Annotated in this window: 18 protein-coding genes and 1 pseudogene; 11 read left to right on the forward strand and 8 right to left on the reverse strand. The window is 73.2% G+C overall.

Annotated features, from left to right (window positions below; genetic code table 11):
• Nucleotides 1-724 precede the first annotated feature (724 nt).
• The 6 genes from ABZ805_RS09230 (at nucleotide 725) to ABZ805_RS09255 (ending at nucleotide 8,708) form a co-directional block, all read left to right on the forward strand.
• Nucleotides 725-3,190 carry an FAD-dependent oxidoreductase gene (locus ABZ805_RS09230; protein WP_358436691.1) on the forward strand — a complete coding sequence of 822 codons (2,466 nt, stop codon included), beginning with the start codon at nucleotides 725-727 and terminating at the stop codon, nucleotides 3,188-3,190.
• A 103-nt stretch (nucleotides 3,191-3,293) separates the two neighbouring features.
• Complete coding sequence (locus ABZ805_RS09235) at nucleotides 3,294-3,914, forward strand: cyclodeaminase/cyclohydrolase family protein (RefSeq protein ID WP_358436694.1); 621 nt, start codon at nucleotides 3,294-3,296, stop codon at nucleotides 3,912-3,914.
• 233 nt (nucleotides 3,915-4,147) lie between these two features.
• The gene (locus ABZ805_RS09240) at nucleotides 4,148-5,053 is read left to right on the forward strand and encodes a bifunctional 5,10-methylenetetrahydrofolate dehydrogenase/5,10-methenyltetrahydrofolate cyclohydrolase (RefSeq protein ID WP_358436697.1); all 906 of its coding nucleotides are present in this window, start codon (nucleotides 4,148-4,150) and stop codon (nucleotides 5,051-5,053) included.
• Nucleotides 5,054-5,062: 9 nt separating this feature from the next.
• A complete protein-coding gene (locus ABZ805_RS09245) occupies nucleotides 5,063-6,436 on the forward strand; it encodes an L-serine ammonia-lyase (RefSeq protein ID WP_358436699.1) in 1,374 nt (457 codons plus the stop codon).
• 47 nt (nucleotides 6,437-6,483) lie between these two features.
• Nucleotides 6,484-7,332 (forward strand): formyltetrahydrofolate deformylase, encoded by an 849-nt coding sequence (gene purU / locus ABZ805_RS09250; protein WP_358436701.1) that lies wholly within the window; start codon nucleotides 6,484-6,486, stop codon nucleotides 7,330-7,332.
• 230 nt (nucleotides 7,333-7,562) lie between these two features.
• Nucleotides 7,563-8,708 (forward strand): aromatic ring-hydroxylating dioxygenase subunit alpha, encoded by a 1,146-nt coding sequence (locus tag ABZ805_RS09255; RefSeq protein WP_358436704.1) that lies wholly within the window; start codon nucleotides 7,563-7,565, stop codon nucleotides 8,706-8,708.
• Nucleotides 8,709-9,135: 427 nt separating this feature from the next.
• Here ABZ805_RS09255 and ABZ805_RS09260 read toward each other — a convergent pair whose 3' ends face one another.
• The gene (locus ABZ805_RS09260; protein ID WP_358436707.1) at nucleotides 9,136-10,569 is read right to left on the reverse strand and encodes an MFS transporter; all 1,434 of its coding nucleotides are present in this window, start codon (nucleotides 10,567-10,569) and stop codon (nucleotides 9,136-9,138) included.
• Nucleotides 10,570-11,001: 432 nt separating this feature from the next.
• On the opposite strand from ABZ805_RS09260, the gene ABZ805_RS09265 reads away from it, so the two are divergent.
• Nucleotides 11,002-11,346 carry a bifunctional 3-phenylpropionate/cinnamic acid dioxygenase ferredoxin subunit gene (locus ABZ805_RS09265; protein WP_358436710.1) on the forward strand — a complete coding sequence of 115 codons (345 nt, stop codon included), beginning with the start codon at nucleotides 11,002-11,004 and terminating at the stop codon, nucleotides 11,344-11,346.
• Entirely contained in the window at nucleotides 11,347-12,510 is a 1,164-nt protein-coding gene (locus ABZ805_RS09270) for an FAD-dependent oxidoreductase (protein ID WP_358436713.1), read from the forward strand.
• A gap of 83 nt (nucleotides 12,511-12,593) precedes the next feature.
• On the opposite strand, the gene ABZ805_RS09275 is transcribed toward ABZ805_RS09270, so the two are convergent.
• The 3 genes from ABZ805_RS09275 to ABZ805_RS09285 form a co-directional block, all read right to left on the reverse strand.
• The gene (locus tag ABZ805_RS09275; RefSeq protein WP_358436716.1) at nucleotides 12,594-13,256 is read right to left on the reverse strand and encodes a GntR family transcriptional regulator; all 663 of its coding nucleotides are present in this window, start codon (nucleotides 13,254-13,256) and stop codon (nucleotides 12,594-12,596) included.
• 179 nt (nucleotides 13,257-13,435) lie between these two features.
• A complete protein-coding gene (locus tag ABZ805_RS09280; RefSeq protein WP_358436719.1) occupies nucleotides 13,436-13,618 on the reverse strand; it encodes a hypothetical protein in 183 nt (60 codons plus the stop codon).
• A gap of 357 nt (nucleotides 13,619-13,975) precedes the next feature.
• On the reverse strand, nucleotides 13,976-14,665 hold the full coding sequence (locus tag ABZ805_RS09285) for a type 1 glutamine amidotransferase domain-containing protein (protein ID WP_358436721.1): 690 nt from the start codon (nucleotides 14,663-14,665) through the stop codon (nucleotides 13,976-13,978).
• Nucleotides 14,666-14,843: 178 nt separating this feature from the next.
• Between ABZ805_RS09285 and ABZ805_RS09290 the strand changes: the two genes are divergently transcribed.
• On the forward strand, nucleotides 14,844-15,695 hold the full coding sequence (locus ABZ805_RS09290) for a helix-turn-helix transcriptional regulator (RefSeq protein ID WP_358436724.1): 852 nt from the start codon (nucleotides 14,844-14,846) through the stop codon (nucleotides 15,693-15,695).
• 151 nt (nucleotides 15,696-15,846) lie between these two features.
• The gene (locus tag ABZ805_RS09295) at nucleotides 15,847-17,004 is read left to right on the forward strand and encodes a nucleotide disphospho-sugar-binding domain-containing protein (protein WP_358436727.1); all 1,158 of its coding nucleotides are present in this window, start codon (nucleotides 15,847-15,849) and stop codon (nucleotides 17,002-17,004) included.
• A gap of 56 nt (nucleotides 17,005-17,060) precedes the next feature.
• Here ABZ805_RS09295 and ABZ805_RS09300 read toward each other — a convergent pair whose 3' ends face one another.
• Complete coding sequence (locus ABZ805_RS09300; protein WP_358436730.1) at nucleotides 17,061-19,097, reverse strand: glycosyl hydrolase family 65 protein; 2,037 nt, start codon at nucleotides 19,095-19,097, stop codon at nucleotides 17,061-17,063.
• A 165-nt stretch (nucleotides 19,098-19,262) separates the two neighbouring features.
• Nucleotides 19,263-20,810, reverse strand: coding sequence for an LCP family protein (locus ABZ805_RS09305; RefSeq protein ID WP_358436733.1), 1,548 nt, complete (start codon nucleotides 20,808-20,810; stop codon nucleotides 19,263-19,265).
• A 190-nt stretch (nucleotides 20,811-21,000) separates the two neighbouring features.
• On the opposite strand from ABZ805_RS09305, the pseudogene ABZ805_RS09310 reads away from it, so the two are divergent.
• Nucleotides 21,001-21,147, forward strand: a pseudogene (locus ABZ805_RS09310) (twin-arginine translocase TatA/TatE family subunit); the annotation flags it as partial.
• Between the two features lie 443 nt (nucleotides 21,148-21,590).
• Here the strand turns inward: ABZ805_RS09310 and ABZ805_RS09315 are convergent.
• Together ABZ805_RS09315 and ABZ805_RS09320 are read right to left on the reverse strand one after the other, a co-directional pair.
• The gene (locus ABZ805_RS09315; protein ID WP_358436736.1) at nucleotides 21,591-22,913 is read right to left on the reverse strand and encodes a cytochrome P450; all 1,323 of its coding nucleotides are present in this window, start codon (nucleotides 22,911-22,913) and stop codon (nucleotides 21,591-21,593) included.
• Between the two features lie 107 nt (nucleotides 22,914-23,020).
• Nucleotides 23,021-24,484, reverse strand: a complete 1,464-nt coding sequence (locus ABZ805_RS09320) for an amidase (protein ID WP_358436738.1) — start codon at nucleotides 24,482-24,484, stop codon at nucleotides 23,021-23,023.
• Between the last annotated feature and the right edge of the window lie 42 nt (nucleotides 24,485-24,526).

Raw genomic sequence — 24,526 nt, forward strand, 5'->3', positions numbered from 1 at the left:
ACGCGATCATCTCCAACGTGTTCTGCTGACGACCCAGCTCCGCCCCCACAGCAGCGGCCACCTCCGGATCCACCACCGCAAGCCGGTCGTTGAACGCATCGATGCCCGCGGTGTTCCCGGAGGGGTTCGAGGGGGTGCCGGACGAGCTCATGGGACTCCTTCGGTGCGGGGAATCTGCATGGGAGCACTGGAGAGACGGCGGCTGAACGGCCGACCGGACGACTACCATCCAACTGAAATATCAGATGGCTTCCCGAGCGTAAGCAGCGGAATTCCCGGGGTCAAGGGCCGAAGGTCGCGGATGCGCGAACCCGCCGCGACCTGCGCCGACCACTGCCGCGCGACGCGCCCGGAGTAGCGACGCGCCGTGCGGCGGCCCGCGCGTTCAGCCATCCGCGTGCACTGCGACCAGGTGCGCCGAATCGACTCTTGACCGCCGCTCCTACCAGTGCTTACTCTGCCGTTCACTTGATATATCAGTCTTGTGTTCAGCTGTTCCGGTCGGTCCGGGGGCACACCCGGAATCCGGCATCCGGCTCGGCCAGGTCACCGCCGTCGGGCGGCCCGTTCCGACACGTCCCCCGTGCTCCGCGGAACTCCGCATCGGACGACCACCGAACCCCACCACTCCCCTTCGCCAGACCCGAGCTCCTGCCCCGTGGCACCCAGTCCGCACCTGCCGTCCTCGCAGCGGTCGCCGCAGGCCGCCCGTTAGGAGACCAGCATGAGCACCCCCCGCGTCGTCATCATCGGAGCCGGGATCGTCGGCACCAACCTCGCCGACGAGCTCACCGAACGCGGCTGGAACCGCGTCACCGTCCTCGACCAGGGACCGCTGCCGCTCACCGGCGGTTCCACCTCGCACGCCCCCGGACTCGTCTTCCAGACCGCCGGGTCGAAGACGATGACCGAGTTCGCCACCTACACCAGGGACAAGCTCGCCTCGCTGGACGTCGACGGCGGGTGGTGCTTCAACCAGGTCGGCGGTCTGGAGATCGCCACCACGCCGGAACGGCTCGCCGACCTGCACCGCAAGCAGGGCTGGGCGACCTCCTGGGGCGTGCCCGGCACCGTCCTCGACCCGGCGGAGTGCGCGAAGCTGCACCCGCTGCTGGACCGGGACCGCGTCCTCGGCGGGCTGCACACCCCCACCGACGGGCTGGCCAAGGCCTCCCGCGCCGTCATCGCCCTCGCCCGCCGCGCCGAAGCCCGCGGCGCCCGCTTCCAGGGCTCCACCCGGGTCCTCGGCATCAGCACCAGCGGCGGCAAGGTCACCGGCGTCGAGACCGACCAGGGCGAGGTGCCCGCCGACATCGTGGTCTCCTGCGCCGGGTTCTGGGGCCAGGCCATCGGCGACATGGTCGGCATGCGGGTGCCGCTGCTGCCGCTGGCGCACCAGTACGCGCAGACCGACCAGCTGCCCGAACTCGCCGGGCGCAACGACCCGCGGATCGAGGCGCGGCTGCCGATCCTGCGCCACCAGGACCACGACCTGTACTACCGCGAGCACGACGACCGGCTCGGCATCGGCACCTACGCGCACCGCCCCATCCCGGTCGGGCTGGACGAGCTGCCGCAGGACGAGGACGCGCCCAGCGAAGCGGCGATGCCGTCGATGCTGGCGTTCACCGAGGAGGACTTCGCCCCGTCCTGGGAGCACAGCAAGCGGCTGCTGCCCGCGCTGCGCACCGCGAAGGTCGAGACCGGGTTCAACGGCGTCTTCTCCTTCACCCCCGACGGCGGGCCGCTGGTCGGCGAATCCCCCGACGTGGCCGGGTTCTGGATCGCCGAGGCGGTGTGGGTGACGCACTCCTCCGGCGTGGCGCGCGCCGTCGCGCAACTGCTGGTGGACGGGCGCAGCGAGATCGAACTGCACGGCTGCGACGTGCAGCGCTTCGACGAGATCGAGGTGACCCCGCAGCACGCGGACGAGACCTCGCAGCGCAACTTCGTGGAGATCTACGACGTCAAGCACCCGCTGCAGCCGAAGTTCTCCCCGCGGGACCTGCGGGTCAGCCCGTTCCACGCCCGGCAGCGCGAACTCGGCGCGTTCTTCCTGGAAGCGCACGGCTGGGAGCGCCCGCACTGGTACGAGGCCAACGCGCCGCTGGTCAAGGAACTGCCGATGGAGTGGCAGCCGCCGTCGCGGGACGCCTGGTCCGCGATGTTCCACTCCCCCGTCGCCGCCGTCGAGGCGTGGAAGACCCGCACCGCCGTCGCCCTCTACGACATGACCCCGCTGAAGCGGCTGGAGGTGTCCGGTCCCGGGTCGCTGGAGTTCCTGGACCGGCTCACCACCGGCAAGATGGACAAGTCCGTCGGCTCGGTCACCTACACGCTGATGCTGGACCGGGCGGGCGGCGTGCGCAGCGACCTCACCGTGGCGCGGCTCGGCGAACGGCTGTTCCAGGTCGGCGCCAACGGGAACCTGGACCTGGACCACCTGCGGCGGAACCTGCCCGACGACCACGGCGTGCAGGTCAGGGACATCACCGGCGGCACCTGCTGCGTCGGGGTGTGGGGGCCGCTGGCCCGGGATCTGGTGCAGCCGTTGAGCCGGGACGACTTCTCCCACGAGGGCTTGAAGTTCTTCCGCTGCAAGCAGGCGCGCATCGCGGGCATCCCGGTCACCGCGATGCGGGTGTCCTACGTCGGCGAGCTCGGCTGGGAGATCTACACCAGCGCCGAGTACGGGCAGCGGCTGTGGGACGTGCTGTTCGAGGCGGGCCGCGAGCTCGGGGTGGTCGCCGCGGGGCGCGCCGCGTTCAACAGCCTGCGGCTGGAGAAGGGCTACCGGGCGTGGGGCGCGGACATGACCACCGAGCACGACCCGTTCGAAGCGGGCGTCGGGTTCGCGGTCCGCCGGAACAAGGGCGACTTCGTCGGCAAGGACGCGCTGGAGGGCCGCGACCAGGAGTCGGTGGCGCGGCGGCTGTCCTGCCTGACGATCGACGACGGGCGCAGCGTGGTGCTCGGCGCGGAGCCGGTGTTCGTCGACTCGGCGCCCGCCGGGTACGTCACCTCGGCGGCGTTCTCGCACACCCTGGGCTTCCCCATCGCCTACGCGTGGCTGCCCGCCTCGGCGGAACCCGGGACCTCGGTGGAGATCAAGTACTTCGACCGGATGGTGCGGGCCACCGTCGCCGCCGAACCGCTCGTCGACCCGGAGATGCACCGGATCCGCAGGTGATCCCGGACCGCTCGCGAGGTGGGCGGCCCCTCCGCTCCGAGCGGGGTGGGCCGCCGGCCCGGTCACCTGGAACGGGTTTTCCGCACTACGACGAAGGATGCTGATGCGCACGGATTCGATCGACACCTTCCTGCAGCGGCTCGCCTCCCGCGATCCCGCCCCGGGCGGGGGCGCGACCGCCGGGCTGCACGCCGCGCAGGGCGCCGCCCTGATCGCCATGGTCGCGCGGTTCAGCGACGGCCCGAAGTACGCCGAGCACGCGGCGGAGATCGACGCGGTGCTGACCGCGGCCGACGAGCTGCGCGGCCTGGCGCTGGATCTGGCGGAGCGGGACGCCACCGCGTTCGGCGCGGTCGGCGCCGCCTACGGCCTGCCGAAGGACACCGCGGAGGCGAAGGCGGCGCGGTCCCGGGCGATCGCGGCGGCCCTGGCCGAGGCGAGCCGGGTGCCCGCCCAGGTCATCGCGGTCGCCGGCCGGGTAGTGGGGCTCGCCGAGCGGTTGCGGCCGATCGGGAACCGCAACGTGATCACCGATGTCGCGGCGGCCGCGGACGCGGCGCGCGCGGCCGCCGCCACCTCGCGGGTGAACGCGGAGGTGAACCTGCCCGGCATCGCCGACCCGGCGATGCGGGACGAACTGGCCGCGGCGATCGCCGCGGCCACCGATGTCCTCCACCGAGCCGATGAGACCACCACCGCGGTACGGGAGCAGATCCAGCGATGACCACTTCCCCGGCAGTGCCCGACACCGACCCGCCGACGGCCGACGTGTCCGAAGCCGCCCGGTCCGAAACCCCGGCGTCCGAAACCCCAGCGTCCGAAACCCCTCGGGCCGAAGCCGCTGTGCCCGAAAACCCCGTGCCCGCAACCTCTCTGTCCGAAACCCCTGCGTCCGAAACCGCTGCGCCCGCAACCGATCCGCCCGCGACCGGCGCACCCGCCACCGCGACGCCGCCGGTGGAGACCGCGGTCCTGGACGGCACCGGCCCGGCCCGTGCCATCCGGGCCGAGGTCGCCGCCGCGGCGGCCGAACTCGCCGCCGCGGGAGTGCCCGCCCGGCTGGCCGTCGTGGTGGCCACCGACGACGAGTCGAGCGCCTGGTACGTGCGCTCGATCGCGAAGGCCGCCGCGAAGTCCGGCGTGGAGTGCGAGGTCGTGGACCTCGGCGCCGACGCCACCGCGGACCGCATCCGCGAGGAGCTCGCCTCGCTGAGCGCCGAACCGGAAGTGCACGGCATCATCCTGCAGACCCCGCTGCCGCCGGGCGCCGACTTCGACGAGCTGGCCGCCGCGATCGCGCCGGACAAGGACGTGGACGGGGCGAACCCGCTGTCCGCGGGCAGGCTCGCCGCCGGGCTGCCCGCGTTCCCGCCCGCGACGGCGGCCGCGGTGCTGGCGGTGCTGGACCACCACGGCGTGCCGCTCGCGGGCCGGGACTGCGCGGTGGTGGGCCGTTCCACCGTGGTGGGGAAACCGGTGGCGCAGCTGCTGCTGCAGCGGGACGCGACGGTGACGGTCTGCCACCGGCACACCGCGGACCTGGCCACGCGCACCCGCGCCGCGGAGGTGCTGGTGGTGGCGGTCGGCCGGCCCGACCTGATCGCGGAGGCGCACGTGCACCCGGGTTCGGTCGTGGTGGACGTGGGCACCAATCCGACGCCGGACGGCGGGCTGGTCGGCGACGTGGCTCCCGGGGTGTCCGGCCGGGTCGCGGCGTTGACGCCGGTGCCGGGCGGGGTGGGGCCGGTGACGACGGCGCTGCTGCTGCGGCACACCGTGCGGGCCGCGCTCGCGGAGAGCGGCCGTGAGCCGGCTGTCGACGGCGCGGACCGCGCCGCGCCGGACCGGGAAACCTCCAGGTGAGGAGCGCGCATGACCCTCTCAGTGTTCGACCTGTTCAAAGTGGGCATCGGGCCGTCGAGTTCGCACACGGTCGGCCCGATGCTGGCCGCCTTCCGGTTCGTGGCGCGGCTGCGCGAGTCCGGGGTGCTGCCCCGGGTGGCGGCGGTGCGCTGCGAGCTGTTCGGTTCGCTGGGCGCGACGGGCCACGGCCACGGCAGCGTCCCGGCGGTGGTGCTGGGCCTGCTGGGCGAGCAACCGCACCTGGTGGACCCGGTGCGCACCGAACCGGACGTGCGGGCGGTGCGGGAGGAGGGCCGGATCAGCCTCGGCGGGGAGCGCAAGATCGCGTTCTCGGTGGACCGGGACGTGGTGCTGCACCGGCGGAAGCGGCTGGAGTTCCACACCAACGGCATGCGCTTCGACGCGTTCGACGAGCACGGGGAACCGCTGCTGCGCCGCGAGTTCTTCTCGGTCGGCGGCGGTTTCGTGCTGGACGAGGACGAGGCGGGCCGGCCGGTGCTGGTGGCGGGCGGGCCGGAGGTGCGCTTCCCGTTCCGCACCGGCGCGGAACTGCTGGCGCGGGCCCGGGAATCCGGCTCGCGGATCAGCGACGTGATGCTGGCGAACGAGCTGTCCTGGCGGCCCGAGCAGGAGACCCGGGACGGCCTGCTGCACATCTGGTCGGTGATGCGGGAGTGCGTGGACAACGGTTCCCGCACCGGTGGCGTGCTGCCCGGCGGGCTGCGGGTGCGGCGCCGGGCCAAGGAGCTGCGGGAGCGGCTGGAGTCCGGCGTCGACGAGAGCGACGCGCTGCACGCGATGGAGTGGGTGACGCTCTACGCGCTGGCGGTGAACGAGGAGAACGCGGCGGGCGGCCGGGTCGTGACGGCGCCGACGAACGGCGCGGCCGGGATCGTGCCCGCGGTGCTGCACTACGCGCACCGGTTCCTGGCCGGGTTCGACGAGGACTCGGTGGTGCGGTTCCTGCTGACGGCGAGCGCGATCGGCGTGCTGTTCAAGGAGAACGCGTCGATCTCGGGTGCCGAGGTGGGTTGCCAGGGCGAGGTCGGGTCGGCGTGCTCGATGGCCGCCGCCGGCCTGGCGGAGGTGCTGGGCGGCACCCCGGAGCAAGTGGAGAACGCCGCGGAGATCGGCATCGAGCACAACCTGGGCCTCACCTGCGATCCGGTGGGCGGCCTGGTGCAGATCCCGTGCATCGAGCGGAACGCGGTGGCCGCGATCAAGGCGATCACGGCGGCCCGGATGGCGCTGCGCGGCGACGGCGAGCACCACGTCTCCCTGGACAAGGCGATCAAGACGATGCGCGAGACCGGGGCGGACATGAAGGACAAGTACAAGGAGACCGCCCGCGGCGGCCTCGCCCTCAACGTCGTCGAGTGCTGACGACCCCCGACCGCGACCAGAGCCGTGCGAGCACAGGAGGAACGACGATGACCAGGAAGTTCACCCTGACGTTGAGCTGCCCCAACCGCAGCGGCATCGTCCACGCGGTCAGCAGCTACCTGGTGGGCCAGGGCTGCGACATCGCCGAGTACCGCCAGTTCGACGACGGCGTGAAGGGCCGCTTGTTCCTGCGCACCCAGGTGACGGCGGACCGCGAGGTGGACCTGGCGGCGGTGTCGCGCGGGTTCGAGCCGGTGGCCGCGGACTTCGAGATGTCCTTCTCGTTCGACGCGGACCGCGACGCCCGGGTGCTGGTGATGGTCTCGAAGCTGGGCCACTGCCTGAACGACCTCATCTTCCGCTGGCGGTCCGGCGGGTTGAGCGCGGACATCGTGGCCGTGGTGTCGAACCACGAGACACTGCGGCCGATGGCGGAGTCGGCGGGCCTGCCGTTCATCCACGTGCCGGTGACGCCGGAGACGAAGGCCGCCGCCGAGGCCCGGCTGCTGGAGCTGGTGGACGAGTACGACGTGGAGCTGGTGGTGCTGGCCCGCTACATGCAGGTGCTCTCGGACGAGGCGTGCAAGGCGCTGGAGGGCCGGGCGATCAACATCCACCACTCGTTCCTGCCGGGCTTCAAGGGCGCGAAGCCGTACCACCAGGCGTATTCGCGCGGGGTGAAGCTGGTGGGCGCGACGGCGCACTACGTGACCCCGGACCTGGACGAAGGCCCGATCATCGAGCAGGAGGTGATCCGCATCGACCACACGCACGACCCGGTGGCGCTGCAGACGGTGGGCCGGGACGCGGAGGCGCTGGCGCTGTCCCGGGCGGTGCGCTGGCACTGCGAGCGGCGGGTGCTGCCGAACGGGCACAGCACCGTGGTGTTCCGGTGACCGGTTCCGGCCGCGGGTCTTGACATCCCGTTCGCGACGCGCTGCCATCTGTAGCGCAATGCGCACCCCGTTGCTGTTCGTGCAACGACTCTCGACTTCCACTCAGCAGCCACCGCGCGGAATCCGCCGCGCGGTGCGTTCCCGACGTTCCGCGGGCGGCCCCTGCGCCCGCCGGTTCCGATGCCGTAGCGAGTTGTGTCCCCTTCCCCTCTGCCGCGAGGAGCACTGCCATGACCACCGGTGAGCTGTCCACTCCCGACACCGGCGAAGCGCTGCCCGAGAGCCTGCGCGAGACGCTGGCCGGCTACTACTACACGGACCCGTCGATCTTCCGGACCGAGCAGGAGGCGATCTTCGAGGCGGGCTGGTTCTGCGCGGTGCTCAGCGCCGACCTGGAGCGCCCCGGCCAGTACGAGACGGTGCAGATCGGCCGGGAGAGCGTTCTGGTGACCCGCGGCCGGGACGGTGCCGTGAAGGCCTACCTGAACGTGTGCAGGCACCGCGGGGCCCGGTTGTGCACGGAGGAGAAGGGCGAGGTGCGGCGCTCCTTCCAGTGCCCGTACCACGCGTGGACGTACGGCTTGGACGGCAAGCTGGTGGCGGCGCCGAACCTGAACGCAATGCAGGACATCGACCGCGTCGAGTACGGGCTGCACACCGTGCACGTGCAGGAGTGGCTGGGGTACGTGTGGCTGTGCCTGGCCGAGGACCCGCCGTCGTTCGAGGAGACGGTGATCGGGGACGTCACCAACCGCCTGGGCTCGCCGGAGGCGATCGTGGGCTACCAGGTGGCGGACCTGAAGCTGGGCAGGCGCATCGAGTACGACGTGCGGGCGAACTGGAAGCAGATCGTCGAGAACTTCATGGAGTGCTACCACTGCGCGACGATCCACCCGGAGCTCACCGAGGTGCTGCCGGAGTTCGCCGACGGCCTCGCCGCGCAGTACTTCGTCGGCCACGGCGCCGAGTTCGGCGAGGAGGTGCAGGGCTTCACCGTCGACGGCTCGGCGGGCCTGGATCGGATTCCCGGCGTGCACGAGGACCAGGACCGCCGCTACTACGCGATCACGGTGCGCCCGCAGGTGTTCATCAACCTGGTGCCGGACCACGTGGTGTTCCACCGGATGTTCCCGCTGTCGGCGGAGCGCACGATCGTGCGCTGCGACTGGCTGTACCTGCCGGAGGTGGTGGATTCCGGCGCGGACATCGACCGGTCGGTGGAGCTGTTCCACCGGGTGAACCAGCAGGACTTCGACGCGTGCGAGCGCTGCCAGCTGGCGATGGACTCGCGGTCGTACCGCAAGGGCGGGGTGCTGGTGCCGAGCGAGCACCACATCGGCGAGTTCCACGACTGGGTGCGCGAGCGGGTGGGCTGAGCGCCGTTCTCCCGGCCCCGCGCGGCTTCCCGCCGCGCGGGGTCCTCGTGCTGCCCTGGTCCGGGCGCGGTCTCGGTCGCGGCCGCTCGATTCTCCCGGTGCGGCAACGGTTTCCGCCGGCGCGGACTCGCACTGCGCCGGGTGCGGAGTCGGGCGGAACGGGAGCGGGCGGCGCGGAGCCGGACAGCGCGGACCGGGGCCGAGCCGACGGCGCGGCGCAGATCCCGACACGGCGCGGCGCAGGACCGGGCGGCACAACGCGGAGCCGGTCGGCACTGGACCGGGCAGCACGGGACCGGGCAGTACGGGACCGGACAGCACGGCGCCGGGCAGGACAGGACACGCAGCGCAGCACGGCACAGGACCAGGCAGCGCAGGATCAGGCAGGGCAGGACCAGACAGCGCAGCACAGGACAGCGCCGCCCGCCTACTGCCGCGGGCTCTCCAGCGGCACCCCGTCGGCGGACAGCGGCGGCGACGGGAGCTCGGAGCTGGAGGTCAGCGGCGCCGCCCCGTCCAGCGGCCGCCCCGCCTGCTCGCTGAGGAAGTGCGTGCTGACGACCCCGACGATCCCCGCCCCCACCAGGAAGTAGCCCGGCCAGTCCAGGTTCCCCGTCGCGGTCGCCAGCGCTTCGATGATGGTCGGCGCGGTCCCCGCGAACAGCGACACGGCGAGGTTGAACAGCACCGCCAGGCTGCTGTACCGGATCATGGTGGGGAACAGCGCGGGCAGCGTGGACGGCGAGACGGCGGCGAAGCACACCAGGGCGAGCCCGATGATGAGCAGCCCGGCGACCTGCCCCACCAGTCCCGCGCGCAGCAGCCAGATCGCGGGCAGTCCCAGCAGGATCAGCCCGACGCTCCCGGTCATCAGCACGGGTTTCCGCCCGACGCGATCGCTGAGCCGCCCCACCGAGACGATCACGCACAGCATCAGCACCATGACGACGACCTGGAGCGCGGTGGCGACCTCGGGGCTGGTCCCGCCGAGCCCGTAGCGCGGCAGCGTGCCGGTGAGGTAGGTCGGGATGTAGTTCGTCAGCACGTAGTTCGTGACGTTCCAGGCCACCACGACGCCGACGGCGACGAGCGCGGCCGCCCGGTACCGGGTCACCACGATCTGCAGCGCGCGCCGGGAGGACATCGTGGCCAGCGCCGGTGAGCGTTCCATGAGCTGCCGGAACGCCGGGGTGTCCTCCAGCCGCAGCCGCAGGTAGATGCCGGTGATGCCGAGCGGCAGCGCGAGCATGAACGGCACCCGCCAGCCCCAGGCGAGCAGGTCCTGCTCGGGCAGCACGGCGATCACCGTCCAGCACACCCCGGCGCCGAACGTGTAGCCGGTGAGGGTGCCGAACTCCAGCCAGCTGCCGAAGAAACCGCGCCTGCGGTCCGGTGCGTACTCGGCGACGAGGGTGAGCGCCCCGGTGTACTCACCACCCGCGGAGAAGCCCTGCAGCATCCGCACGAACAGCACCAGCAGCGGCGCGGCCACGCCGATGGCCCCGTAGGCCGGGATGAGCCCGAGCAGCACGGTGGACACGGCCATCAGCACGACGGTGGCGGAGAGGACCTTGGTGCGCCCGATCTTGTCGCCGAGCCTGCCGAACACGAGTCCGCCGAGCGGGCGCATCAGGAAGGCCGCCGCGAACGCACCGAGGGTGTAGGCGGTGGCCCACTGGCCGCCTTCCGGGAAGAACACCCGGCCGAGCACGACGGCGGCGAGGTAGGAGTAGATCCCGAAGTCGTACCACTCCGCGACGTTGCCGATCGCGGCCGCGGCGACGGCGCGGCGGACGGTGCGCTCCTCCTCCACGGCCGGTCTGCGGAAGACCCGCTTGGGCCGCTTCGATCGGTCGATCATGAGGTCTCCCCCGCTGCGCGCTGCCGCGAGCCGCGGCGCGGCCGCGCGGTCCCGGCTGCCCCATCTCCTTCGAAGCCAGGTCCGGTGGTTGATATATCTGTTGCACGATAAGCCGTGGTCAGGGCCGGGTCAACACGCCGTTCCGGTGCCCTCGCGGTCCGTCCAGAACCCGCCCTGGACCCCATCGCGGGCACCGGCGGCCGGGCGCTCCCCGGCGGGCGGCTCGCCGCGAACTTCCCACAGCACTAGGGGTTTTCGCTACCGGCGGGTTTCCGCGCGTTACACCCGCGGCAACTCTCAGGCCTCCGTGGGCCCCGATTCGCCCGCTCGGCGAAGACGGCGAATTTCATCGTTGACGACCAAGGTGACGAGCCTCATTCTATCGGTTGCGCATTGCAGTACGGGTTCCGCCATCTGCAACAGGAGGCCAGAATGATTCTAGTGGGCGCGCTGTCCGACATCCCCCCCGGCGAGTCGGCCCGGGTGCAGGGCGAGGTGGCGATCGCTGTGTTCAACGTGGACGGCGAGCTGTTCGCCATCGACGACACCTGCACGCACCAGGACGCTTCGCTCTCCGACGGTTGGCTCGAAGGCTGCGCGGTCGAATGTCCGCTGCACGCGGCCTGCTTCGACCTGCGCACCGGCCGCCCCAGCGGCCCGCCCGCCAAGAAACCCGTGCGAACCCACCGGGTCGCCGTGGACGACGGACTCGTCTACGTGCTCGAGACCAGCGACGTCGAGGTCGCCGCCGGTGCCGTCGTGGAAGAGGTGAGTTGATTGCGCGAGATCACCGTCGTCGGAGCCTCGCTCGCCGGCCTCACCGCGGTCCGCGCACTGCGCGAGCACGGCTTCGATGGGCGCATCGTCGTCGTCGGCGATGAGGAGCACGCCCCCTACGACCGGCCGCCCCTGTCCAAGGAGTACCTCGCGGGCACCGCCTCCGAGGACGACATCGCCCTGACCGAACCGGACGATTCCGCGCTGGAGGTGGACTGGCGGCTGGGCCGCGCGGCCACCGGCCTGGACGCCCGGGACCGCGCCGTGCTGCTCGAAGGCGGCGCGCGGATCACCTCCGACGCCGTCGTGCTCGCCACCGGCGCCCGCGCCCGCCCGTTCCCCGGACCGGTTCCGGAGGGCGTCCGGACCTTGCGCACCCTCGACGACGCCCGCGCGCTGCGCAAGGAACTCGTGCCCGGCGCCCGCCTCGTCGTCATCGGCGCCGGCTTCATCGGTGCCGAGATCGCCTCGACCGCGGTCGGGCTCGGCGTCGAAGTGGACGTGGTCGAGGCCGCCGCCGTCCCGCTGCACCGCGCGCTCGGCCCCGAGATGGGCGAGGTGTGCGGCAGGCTGCACGCCCGCAACGGGGTGCGGATGCACGTCGGCACCGGCGTCGCCGGACTCGTCGGCGATCCCCGGGTGACCGCCGTGCGGCTCGACGACGGCCGCGAACTGCCCGCCGACGTGGTCGTGGTCGGCATCGGGGCGCAGCCGAACGTCGAATGGCTGGAGGGCTCCGGGATCCCGCTGCAGAACGGCGTGCGCACCGACGCCGCGGGCCGGACCGAGGTACCGGAGGTGGTGGCGGTCGGCGACTGCGCCAACGCCCACCGGGACTACACGTCCGAACCGCTGCGGCTGGAGCACTGGACCAACGCCGCGCAGCACCCGGCGGCCGCGGCCGCCGCACTGCTCGGCGCCGAGCACTCCGCCCCGGCGCACCACGCGGTCCCGTACTTCTGGTCCGACCAGTACGGCAGCAAGATCCAGTTCGCCGGGCACCGGAGCCCCGGCTGCACGATCCGGATCGAAGAGGGCGACGTCGACTCCGGCGAGTTCCTCGCGCTGTACCTGGATTCCGCGGACGAACCGGTCGGAGTGCTCTCGGTCGACCGGACCAAGTCGTTCGGGCGCTGGCGACGACGGCTCGCCGCCAGGTTGTGATCGCGCACCCGGTCCGGCAGCCGCGGCCGTGACCCCGTCCCGGAAGGAGCGAGGCGCCCTGCTCCCTCGCTCCGCCCGGCGGATCACACCACCGCGCGGATGGCCTCCTCGAAGCCGAGCACGTGGTCGCAGGCCAGCTGCTCGGCCTCGTCGGCGGACCGGGAACCGATCGCGCGCAGCAGCCCGGAGTGCTCGCCGACGTGGCTGTCGAAGTGCGACATGCGCTCCAGGAACAGGCAGAAGATGCGGGTGGCGAGGTTGTCGTAGCGCACCAGGGTGTCCTCCAGGTGCGGGTTCCCCGCGGCCCGGTAGATCGCGCGGTGGACGTGCAGGTCCCAGCGCATCAGCTCGTCGCGGCTCAGCGACCGCACGTCGACCTCGTCCAGCTCGTCGGCCATCTCCAGCAGCTCGGCCAGCACGGCGGCGCTCGCGGATTCGGCGGCGCGGCGGGCCGCCAGCGGTTCCAGCTGCACCCGCAGCTCGGAGATGTAGGCCAGGTCGGTGATGTCCACCGCGGTCGCGAAGGTCCCCCGGCGCGGGTAGGACACCACGAGCCGGTCGATCTCCAGCCGCTTCAGCGCCTCGCGCACGGGCGTCCGCCCCACGTCCAGCGATTTCGCCAGCGCCACGTCGTCGATCGCGGTCATGGGCGGGATGTCGAGCATGATGAGCCGGTCGCAGATCTCCGCGTAGGCCTTGTCGGCCAACGACGCGTAGACGGGTTCATCGGTGGTCGCCGGGCTCATCGCAGCCTCGGCTTCACCGAGGGGCGGTCGATTCCGCACATCTCCAGCCTTGACATATCAGCACTGTATCTGTTGGCGGTCTGTACACGAACAGAACCCGTCTCGGCTTCCACCGAGTGGACGCGCGCGGCCGCGCCACCCTCGTGGCGCGGCCGGGGTGCTCCCGCGCCGATCCGGGTTCAGAGCTTCTTGCCGCCGCGCTTGGCCGCCTTGCACTCCGGGCAGGTCGGCATGCCGCTGAAGAACGTGTCCTCGTAGGTCGCGTGCAGGAAGAACTTGCCGCACAGCGAGGTGGCATCGCTGTTCCAGGGCGAGACCTTCCCGCAGTGCCGAATGCCGTCGTGAATGATGTCGGTTGCCATGAGCCTTGCCTCCAGCTCTCGTGCCATCTTCCGGATGAACAACTCCCCGATCGGAGGTTCACTCCAGCACGTTCGGTAATCAGAAGGCAGCTCATTTTTCCGCTCAACGCCGTGCGGTCACACCATTGCGGCCAGCGGTAGATCAACATTCGGCCGAAGTGATGACCTAGTGCATTGTTCAATCTTTTCCCTTAGCCCGATCGGGTGTGATCATCGGGCGCGCTGGTCCGGTGGGGCGGCGACCGGCGCCGGACGGGGCAACCGCCTGCACCGGTCGCCGCAACCCGCTCGCGGGCGCGACCCGGATCACGTCCCTGCCCAGCTCAGGACGAGGACCGGGTGGCGGCCCGCCCGGGGTCACAGCGCCGCCAGCACCTCCCGCGCCATCGGACCGCTCGACGCCGGGTTCTGACCGGTGAACAGGTTCCCGTCCCGCACGGTGAACGGCTGGTAGGCGGGCCCGCCCTCGTGCACCGCACCCCGCTCCCGCAACCGGCTCGCCAGCAGCCACGGCGCGCCGTCCGCGGTGCCGAAGAGCCGCTCCTCCTCGTCGGTGAACGCGGCCATCCGCCGCCGCGCGAACCGCCAGTCCCCCGCCTCGTCCACGGCGCTGAGCAGCGCGGCCGGGCCGTGGCAGACGGCGGCGATGGCGACCCCCGCGCGGTCCGCCGCCACCAGCAGCCGGCCGAGGTCGGCGTCCTCGTGCAGGTCCACCACCGGCCCGTGCCCGCCGGGCAGCACGATCGCCGCGTAGTCGTCGAGCACCACCTCCGCCAGCGGCAGCAGCGGGCCGAACTCGCGCAGCGCGGCCGCCGCGTGCTCGACGTGGCGCGCGCACTCCGGCCCGGCGATCTCCGGGTCGGCGCTGTGCCGGTCCAGCGGCTGCAGCACCCCGCCCGGCGAGGCGAAGTCCACCGCGAACCCGGCGGCGGTGAACTCCGCGTGCGGCGCGGCGAGCTCCTCCGCCCAATACCCCGTCGGGTAGGCCGACCCGTCGGTGCGGATCCAGGTGTCGGCGGCGGACATGACGATCAGAACCTTGCGCATCGGGCGCCTCCCGGTCTCGGCGGGGGTTCCTCCCCCGGCTCGACCCCCAGCCTGGTCGCCGGAGATCGCCGGAATCGGTGCCGCGCGCGCCCTGCCGGGGCGCGGACCCGCGAACCTGGGACTCGGAGGTCCACCCGCACGCCCGCGCGGGGACCCGGGCGGCGGCAGAATCGCGGGCATGGCCCAGCACAACCGCGAACTCGCCGACTTCCTGCGCCGCGCCCGCGGCCTCGGTGATCCCGCCCGCGCGGGTCTGCCCGCCGATGGGCGGGTGCGGCGCGTCCCCGGGCTGCGGCGCGAAGAGGTCGCGCTGCTGGCCGGGGTGTCCACCGACTACTACGCGCGGCTCGAACAGGGACGGCGGATCGTGCCCTCGCCCGCCGTGGTCGCGGCGATCGGACGGGCGCTCGACCTGGACGCCGCGGGCCGCGCGCACCTGGAGACCCTCGTCGGCCGGACCGCGAGCCCCCGCAGCCGGCCGAACTCGGTGCAGCGGCTGCGGCCCGGCGTCCACCAGTTGCTCGACTCGCTGGACGGGGAACCGGCGCTGGTGCTCGGCAGGCGCACCGACGTGCTCGCGAGCAACCGGATGGCGCGGGCGCTGTTCACCGACTTCGAGCGGATGCCCGCGGCGCGGCGCAACTACGCGCGCTGGATGTTCCTGGACGACGGCGCGCGGGAGCTGTTCGCCGACTGGGAGGTGCACGCGCGGGCCACCGTGGAGAGCCTGCGCCTCGACGTCGGCGCCGACCCCGCGGACCGGGCGGCGATCGCCCTGGTCGCCGAACTGCGCGCGGGCAGCCGCGAATTCGGCCGGTGGTGGGACGAGCACCGGGTGCACCAGCGCACCCACGGGTCGAAGCGGCTGCGGCACCCGGTGGTCGGCGAGCTCACCGTCGAGTACGAGACCTTCGCATTGCCCGGCGATCCGGACACCACCCTGTTCGTCTACACCGCCGAACCCGGCTCGCCCTCCCGCGAGGCGCTGGGCCTGCTCGCCAGCTGGGGCGTGCCCGCCCGGCCGCGCTGACCGGCGAGGATTTTCCCCGCGGAGAAGGGAATTCCGGCCCTTCCCGGCAGGTGCCACCGGCCCCATCCTTAGCGTGGGAGCCGGTGGCGCCGCGGCGCCACCGGTCGAGCGCGCGACACCGCGCGCCCCCTTCAGCTCTTGGAGTCGCCCCGTGCGCGTGCTGTTCAGCGCCGTCCCCGCCTACGGCCACCTTCTTCCGCTCGCCCCGCTGATCGAGGCCGCGCTCGCCGACGGGCACCAGGCCGCGGTGCTCACCAGCGGCGACATGCGGCCCGCCGTCGAGGACGAGCTGGCGGCCGAGGTGGAGCTGCTCGCCGCCGGTCCGACCGCGATCGAGTTCACCACCGAAGCCGCGCGCCGCACCGGGACCGACGTGATGCGCCCGACGCCGGAGGTCGTCGGCGAGGTCTTCGGCGCCTGCCGCCTGGAGCTCGGCGGTGCCGAGTCGATCGAACGCGCGCGGGACTGGGCGCCGGACCTGGTGATCGCCGAGTACTACGACGCCCTCGGCCCGTTCGTCGCCGCCGCGCTCGGAATTCCTTGGCACCAGGCGGGAATCGGCCCGGCGGTACCGCCCGAGCTCGCCGAGCTGATCGAGGCTTCGGCGGCCCGCCACCACGACGAACGCGGGATCGTCGTCGAACCGCCCACCACCTACCTGGACCCGTGGCCGGAGGAGTTGCAGGAGCCGGGCTGGTCCAGCGCGGTGCCGCCGCTGCCGATGCGCGGCCGGGCGCACCGCCGCCCGGAAGGCCGGGAGGCACCGCAGCGCGGCTTCGCGGCCGCGGACCGGCCGACCGCGCTCGTCACGCTGGGCACCGTGTTCTCCGACCCGCGGGTGCTGGACGAGTTCGTCGCGGCCGTGTCGAGCAGGCCGCTGAACCTGCGCGTCACGCTGGGCATGTCCCACGGCGCGGGGCCGAACGCGGCGCGCGCCGACGAGGTGCGCGACTCCGGCGCCGAGATCCACTACGTGCCGTTCGCGCCGCTGGACGACCTGCTCGACGGGGTGGGCGTGGTGGTGGGCGCCGGTGGTTCGGGCACCGTGCTCGGCGCGTTGAGCCGCGGGGTTCCGCTGGTGCTGTGCCCGCAGGGCGCGGATCAGCCGGTCAACGCGGCGCGGGCGGAAGCCGCCGGGGTCGCGGTGGTCGTCGACTCCCCCGCCGGGATCGCCGCCGCGATCGAGCGGGTGCTGTCCGATCCGTCGTACGCGGAGCGGGCCGCGGCCGTCGCGGCGGAGCTCGCCACCCGTCCCGCGCCCGCCGACGTGCTGCGCGCCCTCACCGGCTCCCCCGAACCCGTGGCCTGAACACCGAGGTGAATGGCCCACCAGCCCGATCCCCTTGGGCGAATGGGCCATTCACCTCAGGTGGTGGTGCGCCAGGACTGGAGCTCGGTGATGCCGACGGCTCCGCCGTCCGCGCGCTCCGGGGTGATCCGCAACGCGTCGGTGCGCACCGGCGGGTCCGGCCGCACGCGGGCGGGTTCGCCGGGGACCGGCGGGCTCGTCGGCAGGTCCACCCACTCCGCGCCGCGCCGGTACTGCAGCCGGTACGAGTCGGGGGTGCGCACCTCGCCGCCGTCGTCGTAGAACGAGATCCGCACGTCCGAGACGTCGATCGGCTCGGCCGTCTCGACCTGCAGGTGGTCGATGGCGTTCGGGCTGCCGTGGTTCGTCCACCGGGTGCCGGGCCGGTCGAGGTGGAAGTCCTGCCCGTCGATCGCCTCACCCGGTTCGTCGCCTTCCCCGGAGTAGGTGGCGGTGGCCGTCGGGAACCCCTCGCCGTCCGCGTTGACCAGGTCGTCGACCTGCTCCGGGAGGTCCGGCGCCCGGCCCGCGACCGGCAGCCGCACCGGAGCCAGGTCGTCCTGCCGGTGCACCTCGGCGCCGTCGACGAGCACGCGCAGCCCGGCGCCCGTGCCGTAGTGCCGGCCGTCCCGGTCCCACACCACGCTCAGGTCGTGCCCGTGGTACGCGACGTCCTCCACCGCGAAGTGGTCCCAGTCGCCGGGGACGAGCGGGGCGATCCGCACGGTGTCGTCCTGCTGCGGGCGGATGCCGAGCAGCCCGGACAGCACCAGGTCGGTGTAGGTGGAGTGGTTGTAGTCCTCGCTGTGCCCGGGCGAGTCGTACAGCCACCGGTCCTCGTCGGGGTGGTGCGCTTCGGCGACGTAGGGCTCGCCGTCCTTGCGCTGGGTGAGCGCGTAGCCGCGCAGCAGCTCGTAGTAGTCCTGCCGGTCCACGTGCCGCTGCGCGGGCTGCTCGTCGAGCAGCTTCGCCAGCGCGGTCAGCGTCTGGCTGGTCGCGTACGGCCAGCTCGGCCCGGACCAGCGGCAGCAGCCCTCCTCGGCCTCGTGCAGGTACCAGGGACTGCGTCGCTCCACAGTGGTCGGTCCGTGCGCGGCGGCGAAGCCCTCCGGGTCGGTCAGCTGGTCCCACGCGCCGGCGCGCTCCGGCCCGGCCATGCCGAAGTACCAGGGCACGAAGCCCATCTGCTCGCGGTCCGAGATCGGGGTGCGGTCCGGGTTCCCGTCGCGCATCACGTGCTTGTAGAAGCCGTCGTCCAGCAGCTTCTCGTCCACAGTGGACTTGAGCTGGTCGGCGCGGCGCTCGTAGTCCGCGGCTCCGGCGTCATCCCCGGTGCGGCGCAGCAGGCTCGCGATCGCCTTCGCATCGCCGTACTGGTAGGCGTTCAGCGTCGGCCGGAAGCCTTCGCCGCCGTGGTACGGGTCATCGCTCTGGTAGGAGCTCGCGGTGTACTCCATCGCGTCCCACACCGGGGTCTGCCAGTACAGCCCGAGATCCGCGTCGAACTGCGGGTCCCAGCCGTGCCACTGCTCCTCCAGCGCGGGCAGCTCCGCGGCGGCGCGGTCCCAGCGCCCGTCGACGGAGGCGCGGGCGACGACGGCGTCGGCGATCCAGAACGAGTACTGGTGCGCCCAGTCGGTCGTGTTCGGGTTCAGCTCCTCGGTCGCGGGCTTCGGCCCGGCACCGCTGCCGGAGAGCCAGTAGTCGAGGTAGTCGTCCAAGTAGCGGGTGTCGCGCAGCCACCGGCCCTCGTAGACGTGGTGCCCCGCGGCGGCGGAGATCCCGCCGCCCGGCGCGGAATAGCCGACGGGGCCGAGGAATTCGGAGACGATCCAGCCGTCGTCCGGGCCGGTGTACTTCAGCGCCTCCTTGAAGGTGCGCCAGCGGTAGTAGTAGGTGTCCTCGACCGTCGCGTCCGGCAGGTCCACGAACGGGACGTTGTCCCGGTACCAGCCGGGGTCGACGTACCCCGCGAGCTTCTCGTCCCGGTCGATCAGCCCGCCCGCGCGCGGCTCGGCCGCGGCGCCGCCCGGCAGCAGCCCGGCCAGCAACGTCCCGGCGATCAGCGCGGTGCCCAGCCTCCGTCGGACCACGTCCGCCCCCCTGCGTCGCAGCGGTGCCTCGGCGCACCGACCACCGCTTCATACCGGATCACCCGCCGGATGTCCCCCGCCCGGCGACTTCTCGAAGCAGCTCCCGATCACCCGTCCGGCCGCAGCCGGGGTGGCCCGGCTGCCGGACGGGGCCACCCGGGGCGCTCAGTTGATGCAGGGGATGCCGTCCGCGGTGATCACGTCCGCAGCGGCGCCGGAGCGCTGCACCTGGTGGCCGTCGAGGCGGATCAGCGGGGCCGGGGCGAGTTCGCCGACGTTCGGATCGTCGTAGTCCGCGCCCAGCAGCACCTGCACGTGCCCGCGCGGCTGCGCCGGATCGGCCGCGGTCGCCAGGCCGCCGAGGTGTTCGGCGATGAACGCCGCCACCTCGGCGTCGTCCGGATGGTGGGTGACCCGCGAGGTGGCGGTGAGCGGCCCGTCCGCGACCTCGCCGACGGCGATGTCCTCGGCGCCGAGCTCGGCCTGCACGCGACCGGCCATGCCGCCGGTGTCGGTGCCGTTGAGCACGTCGGCCACGGCGCTCTCCAGCGCGACGGGGCGCGGCGGCGCGGCGGGCAGCCCGTCGTTGACCCGGCCGATGGTCAGCTGCACCTTGTGCGGGTTGACCTGCACGGCCTGCCCGTCGGGCGTGTCGTGCTCGGGGTCCTCCACGGGGATGGTGCCGAAGGTGATGTCGCCGCCCGCGAGACCGCGCAGGTCCGCGGCGAAGGCCAGCGGGTCCCAGCCCTCGTCGAGCACCACGGACTGCTCCACCGCCGTGAAGATCCGGTCCAGCTTCGCCGGGTTCGCCAGCGTCCCGGTGGCGAGCATCGCGCGGGCCAGCCCCGCCAGGAACGCCTGCTGCCGCTGCACCCGGTCCAGGTCGCCGCGCAGCAGCCCGTGCCGCTGGCGCACGAAGGCCAGCGCGTCCCCGCCGGAGATGCGCTGGCGCCCGGCGGCGAAGCGGGCCCCCGAGTACGGGTCGTCCACCGCGTCGTTCAAGCAGACCTCGACGCCGCCGATCGCCTTGGTGAGCTGGTAGAAGCCCAGCAGGTTCACCTCGGCGTAGTGGTCCACGTCGACGCCGGTGAGCTGCTGCACGGTCCGCACCAGCAGCTTGCGGCCGCCGTCGGCGGAACCGCGCTCCAGCGCCGCGGGATCGGTGACGCCCTGGGCCTCCAACCGCTTCCGCTCCGCCGCCTTGCCCCGCCCGTACGCAGAATTGATCTTGTGGTGGCCGTGGCCCGGCACGTCCACGTACGAATCGCGCGGCAGCGAGTACGCCACCGCCCGCGACCGGTCCGCGGGCACGTGCAGCAGGATCAGCGTGTCGGTGAGGCTGGAACCGCTGTCCTCGGTGTGCAGCTCGCGCAGCACCTCCGGCGGCAACGGATCGCCGTGCGCGTCGGTCCGGCCGTCCAAGCCGACCAGCAGGACGTCCAGCGAGCCGTCCGCCTTGGCCCCCGCCGTCACGTCGCTGGTCGCCAGCCCGCCGCGGAGCGCGCCGAGGGTGTTCCAGCCGTAACCGGTCACCAGCAGCACCAGCGTCGAGACGAGCGCCACCAGGGTGCGCCCCGCCGCGCGCAGCGCCCGCGAGCCGCGGCGCCGGACCGGCGGCCCGGTCGGCGGCATCGGGAGGACCTGCTCGGCGTCGGCGAGATCACCGCGGAACCGGATGGTGCGGCCGGACTTCGAACCACCGTCGCCGACCACGCGCTCTCCTCACCCCGCGCCCGGAGCCGGGCCGCTGCTTCCGCTGCCCGCGGGAAGCAGGCCCGCACGACGAGCGACAGAGTACTCGGGCGTTCCCGGCGGCCCGCCGAGGTGAGCGCGGTGCGCGGCCGGCGGTGTGCCACTGTGGGAGACCGGATCGGGGGAACGCGACGACGAGAGGGACGAGACCATGAGCATGCCGGGTGGATGGGAGCTGGTGCTCATCGCGGGCGTGCTGGTGCTGCTGTTCGGCTCCAGCAAGCTGCCGGAGATGGCCCGTTCGCTGGGCCAGTCCGCGCGAGTGCTCAAAGCGGAGGCGCGCGGCATGAAGGAGGACGCCCGGCCGACCGCGGGAAGCGAGCACGGATCGACGAGCCGGGCGGGGCAGAGCTCGGCGGGCTAGCACTCGGCAGGGCAGGACTCGGCGAACCAGGGCTCGGCGGAGCAGGGCTCGGCGGAGCAGGCGCCCGGTCGGACCGGGCGCCCCGGCGGGCCGGACGCCCGGGCGGACCATGATCCCCGAAGGACCAGGCACCCGGGCTGACCAGGCACCCGGGTGGACAATGCTCCCCGACGGGCCGGACGTCGGGCGGATCGGATGCTCGGCGGACTTGAGCCTCAGCGGACCTGAGACTCGGCGGACGGACGCCCGAGCGGGCCGGGTCGGGCGGACCGGTCCTCGCCGCGAGCCGTCCGCACCACCGACCTCGCCGCCGCCGCACCACCAGCCGCGCCGCACCCGGAGCCGCACCGCACGCGCCCGGGCGGCACGACCGCCCGTCAGTCCCAGGCCACCGGCAGCGAGTGCACCCCGTAGATGACCATCTCGGTGCGCAGCCCGACCTCCGCGGGCGGGACGGCCAGCCGCAGCCCGGGCAGCCGCGCCAGCAGTTCCGCCAGCCCGATGCGCAGTTCCACCCGCGCCAGCTGCTGCCCCAGGCACTGGTGCACGCCGTGCCCGAACGCCAAGTGGTGGTTGCGGGTGCGCCGCACGTCCAGCCGGTCCGGTTCGGGCCAGCGGCCGGGGTCCCGGTCCACTTCGGGCAGCGACACCATCACGGTGTCCCCGGCGCGGACGGTGACCCCGCCCAGCTCGACGTCCTGCACCGCGACCCGCACCGGCCCGGTGTGCACCACGGACAGGTAGCGCAGCAGCTCCTCCACCGCGGTGTCGATCAGGCCGGGTTCCGCGCGCAGCGCCGCGAGCTGGTCCGGGTGCTCCAGCAGCGCGAAGGTGCCGAGAGCGAGCATGTTCGCGGTGGTCTCGTGCCCCGCGCCGAGCAGCATCGAGGCGATGTCGACCAGCTCCCGGTCGGTCAGCGCCGGGTCCGCGTCGCCGTGCACCAGCCCGGAGATCAGGTCGTCGGTGGGGTGGGCCCGCTTGTCCGCGACGAGGCCGCGCATGAACTCGTCCTGCTCGGCGTAGGCCCGCAACCGGGTGGCCTCGTCCGCGTCCAGGTTCACCAGCACGGCGGTGCGGTCCTGGAACCCGTCGCGGTCGGCGGGGGCGACGCCGAGCAGTTCGCAGATCACCAGCGAGGGCAGCGGCAGCGCGAAGTCGGCCACCAGGTCGGCCGGGGCGCCCGCGGCCCGCATCGCCTCGACGTGCTCGACGGCGATCTCCCGCACCCTGGCTTCGAGCGCCCGCATCCGCCGCACGGTGAACTGGCCGACGAGCAGCTTGCGCAGCCGGGTGTGCTCGGGCGGGTCCATGAAGATGAACCGGCCGCTGGTGGACGGCCGGTCGGTGACCGGGCAGCCGCCGGTGCCCGCGGCGACGGCGGCCTGGTGGGCCACCACCTGCTCGGGGTCGAGCTGCATGGCGTTGGGGTGGCGGTGGGTGTCGGCGCTGAACCGCTCGTCGGTGAGCAGCGCCTTCGATTCGGCGAACCCGGTGACCATCCACAGGTGCGCGCCGTTGCGCAGCCGCACGCCCGCCACCGGGCCCTGCGCCCGCACCTCGTCGAGGCCGGGTGGCGGGGCGAACGGGTCGGTACCGCGCGCCATGAGCTCCGGTGGCAGCGGGCGCCGGATCAGCACGTCGGTCGAGACGGCGGAGTCGTCGGTGTCGGGGGTGGAGGTCCGGTCGCCGGTGGTGGTCATCGAGGTCCTCTCGTCGCTCGGGAGCGCCCGGTTCCGGCGGCGCGGACTGCGGACCGCGCCGGTTCCGGAACCACCGACCACGGTACGCGGAGCGCGATCACGCGCGGCTACGCGGAAATCGGCGGCCGCGCGTCCGACCACGGCACCGCCCGCTCCAGCTGGGCGGCGAGCCGGATCAGCACGTCCTCCCGCCCGTAGGCGGCGACGAGCTGCACGCCGATCGGCAGGCCATCGGCGCGGTGCAGCGGCAGCGAGATCGCGGGCTGCCCGGTGAGGTTGAACGGCGCGGTGAACGCGATGCGCGCGGCGGTCTCCGCGAGCAGCACCAGCGGGTCCTGCTCGGGTGCGAGCAGGCCGAGCGGGGCGGGCGGTTCCGGCAGGGTGGGCACGAGCAGCACGTCGAACTCGTCCTCCCACAGCGCGGCGAGCCTGCGGGACCAGGCCTGCGCGGAGGCCATGCCCGCGAGCCACTGCGCGGCGGTCACCGCGGCGCCCTGCTCGGCTAGCAGCGCGGTCATCGGCTCCAGCTCGGTCAGCTCGATGCGCCTGCCGAGGCGCTGCGACCAGCGCTCCAGCTCCCAGGCGGCGGTGGCGCCGAACACGGTCGCCATCGAGGCCATCGGCTCGGCGTCGTCCAGCGGGGCGGCCGCGGTGGGCGCCACGTGGTGGCCGAGCTCGGCCAGCGACCGGGCGGCCCCGTCGACGGCGGCCGCGCAGTCCGGGTGCACCGGTCCGCCGCCGGGCCGTTCGGTGCGGAAGCCGATGCGCAGCGCGCCGGGCTCAGCCTGGACCTCGTCGCGGTACGGCCGGGCGGGCGGTGGCGCGGTGTACGGATCGCCGGGCGCCATCCCGGCGATCGCGTCGAGCACCGCGGCCGTGTCCCGCACCGAGCGGGTGAGCACGTGCTCGTGCGTCACCGGACCCCAGTACTCGCCGTGGCCGGGGCCGAGGGAGGTGCGGGCCCTGGTCGGCTTCAGCCCGACGAGCCCGCAGCTGCTCGCCGGGATGCGGATCGATCCGGCCATGTCGTTGGCGTGCGCGACGGGGACGAGTCCGGCGGCGACGGCGGCGGCCGCGCCACCGCTGGAACCGCCCGGCGAATGCGCCGGGTTCCAGGGGTTGCGCGTCGGCCCGTGCGCGAGCGGTTCGGTGGTGATGCTCATGGCCAGTTCGGACAGGTTCGTCTTGCCGCAGAACACGAATCCGGCGGCGCGGAACCGGGCCGCCAGGTGCGAGTCCTCCTGCTCGACCCATCCCGCGTCGCGCAGCACCCGGAGCCCGGCGTGCAGCGGGTCGCCCGCCGAGTGGCAGACGGCGTCCTTGAGCAGCATCGGCACGCCGCGGAACGGCCCGGCGGGCAGGTCCGGGTCGGCGGCCTGCGCCAGCGCCTTCTCGAACAGCGGGGTGATCACCGAGTTGAGCTCGCCGTCGACGCGCTCGATGCGGTCCACGGCGGCTTCGACGAGTTCCCGCGGAGACACCTCGCCGCGGCGGACCAGCTCGGCCTGCGCGGTGGCGTCCAGCCAGGTGAGCTCGCCGTCGCGCAGATCTTCCCGCACCGCTTCCGCCATGCCGACACTCCCGCCGCAGTCGAGGAATTCCCGTCGTCGATC

Source organism: Saccharopolyspora sp. NPDC047091 (genome assembly GCF_040643635.1).
Classification (GTDB): domain Bacteria; phylum Actinomycetota; class Actinomycetes; order Mycobacteriales; family Pseudonocardiaceae; genus Saccharopolyspora_C.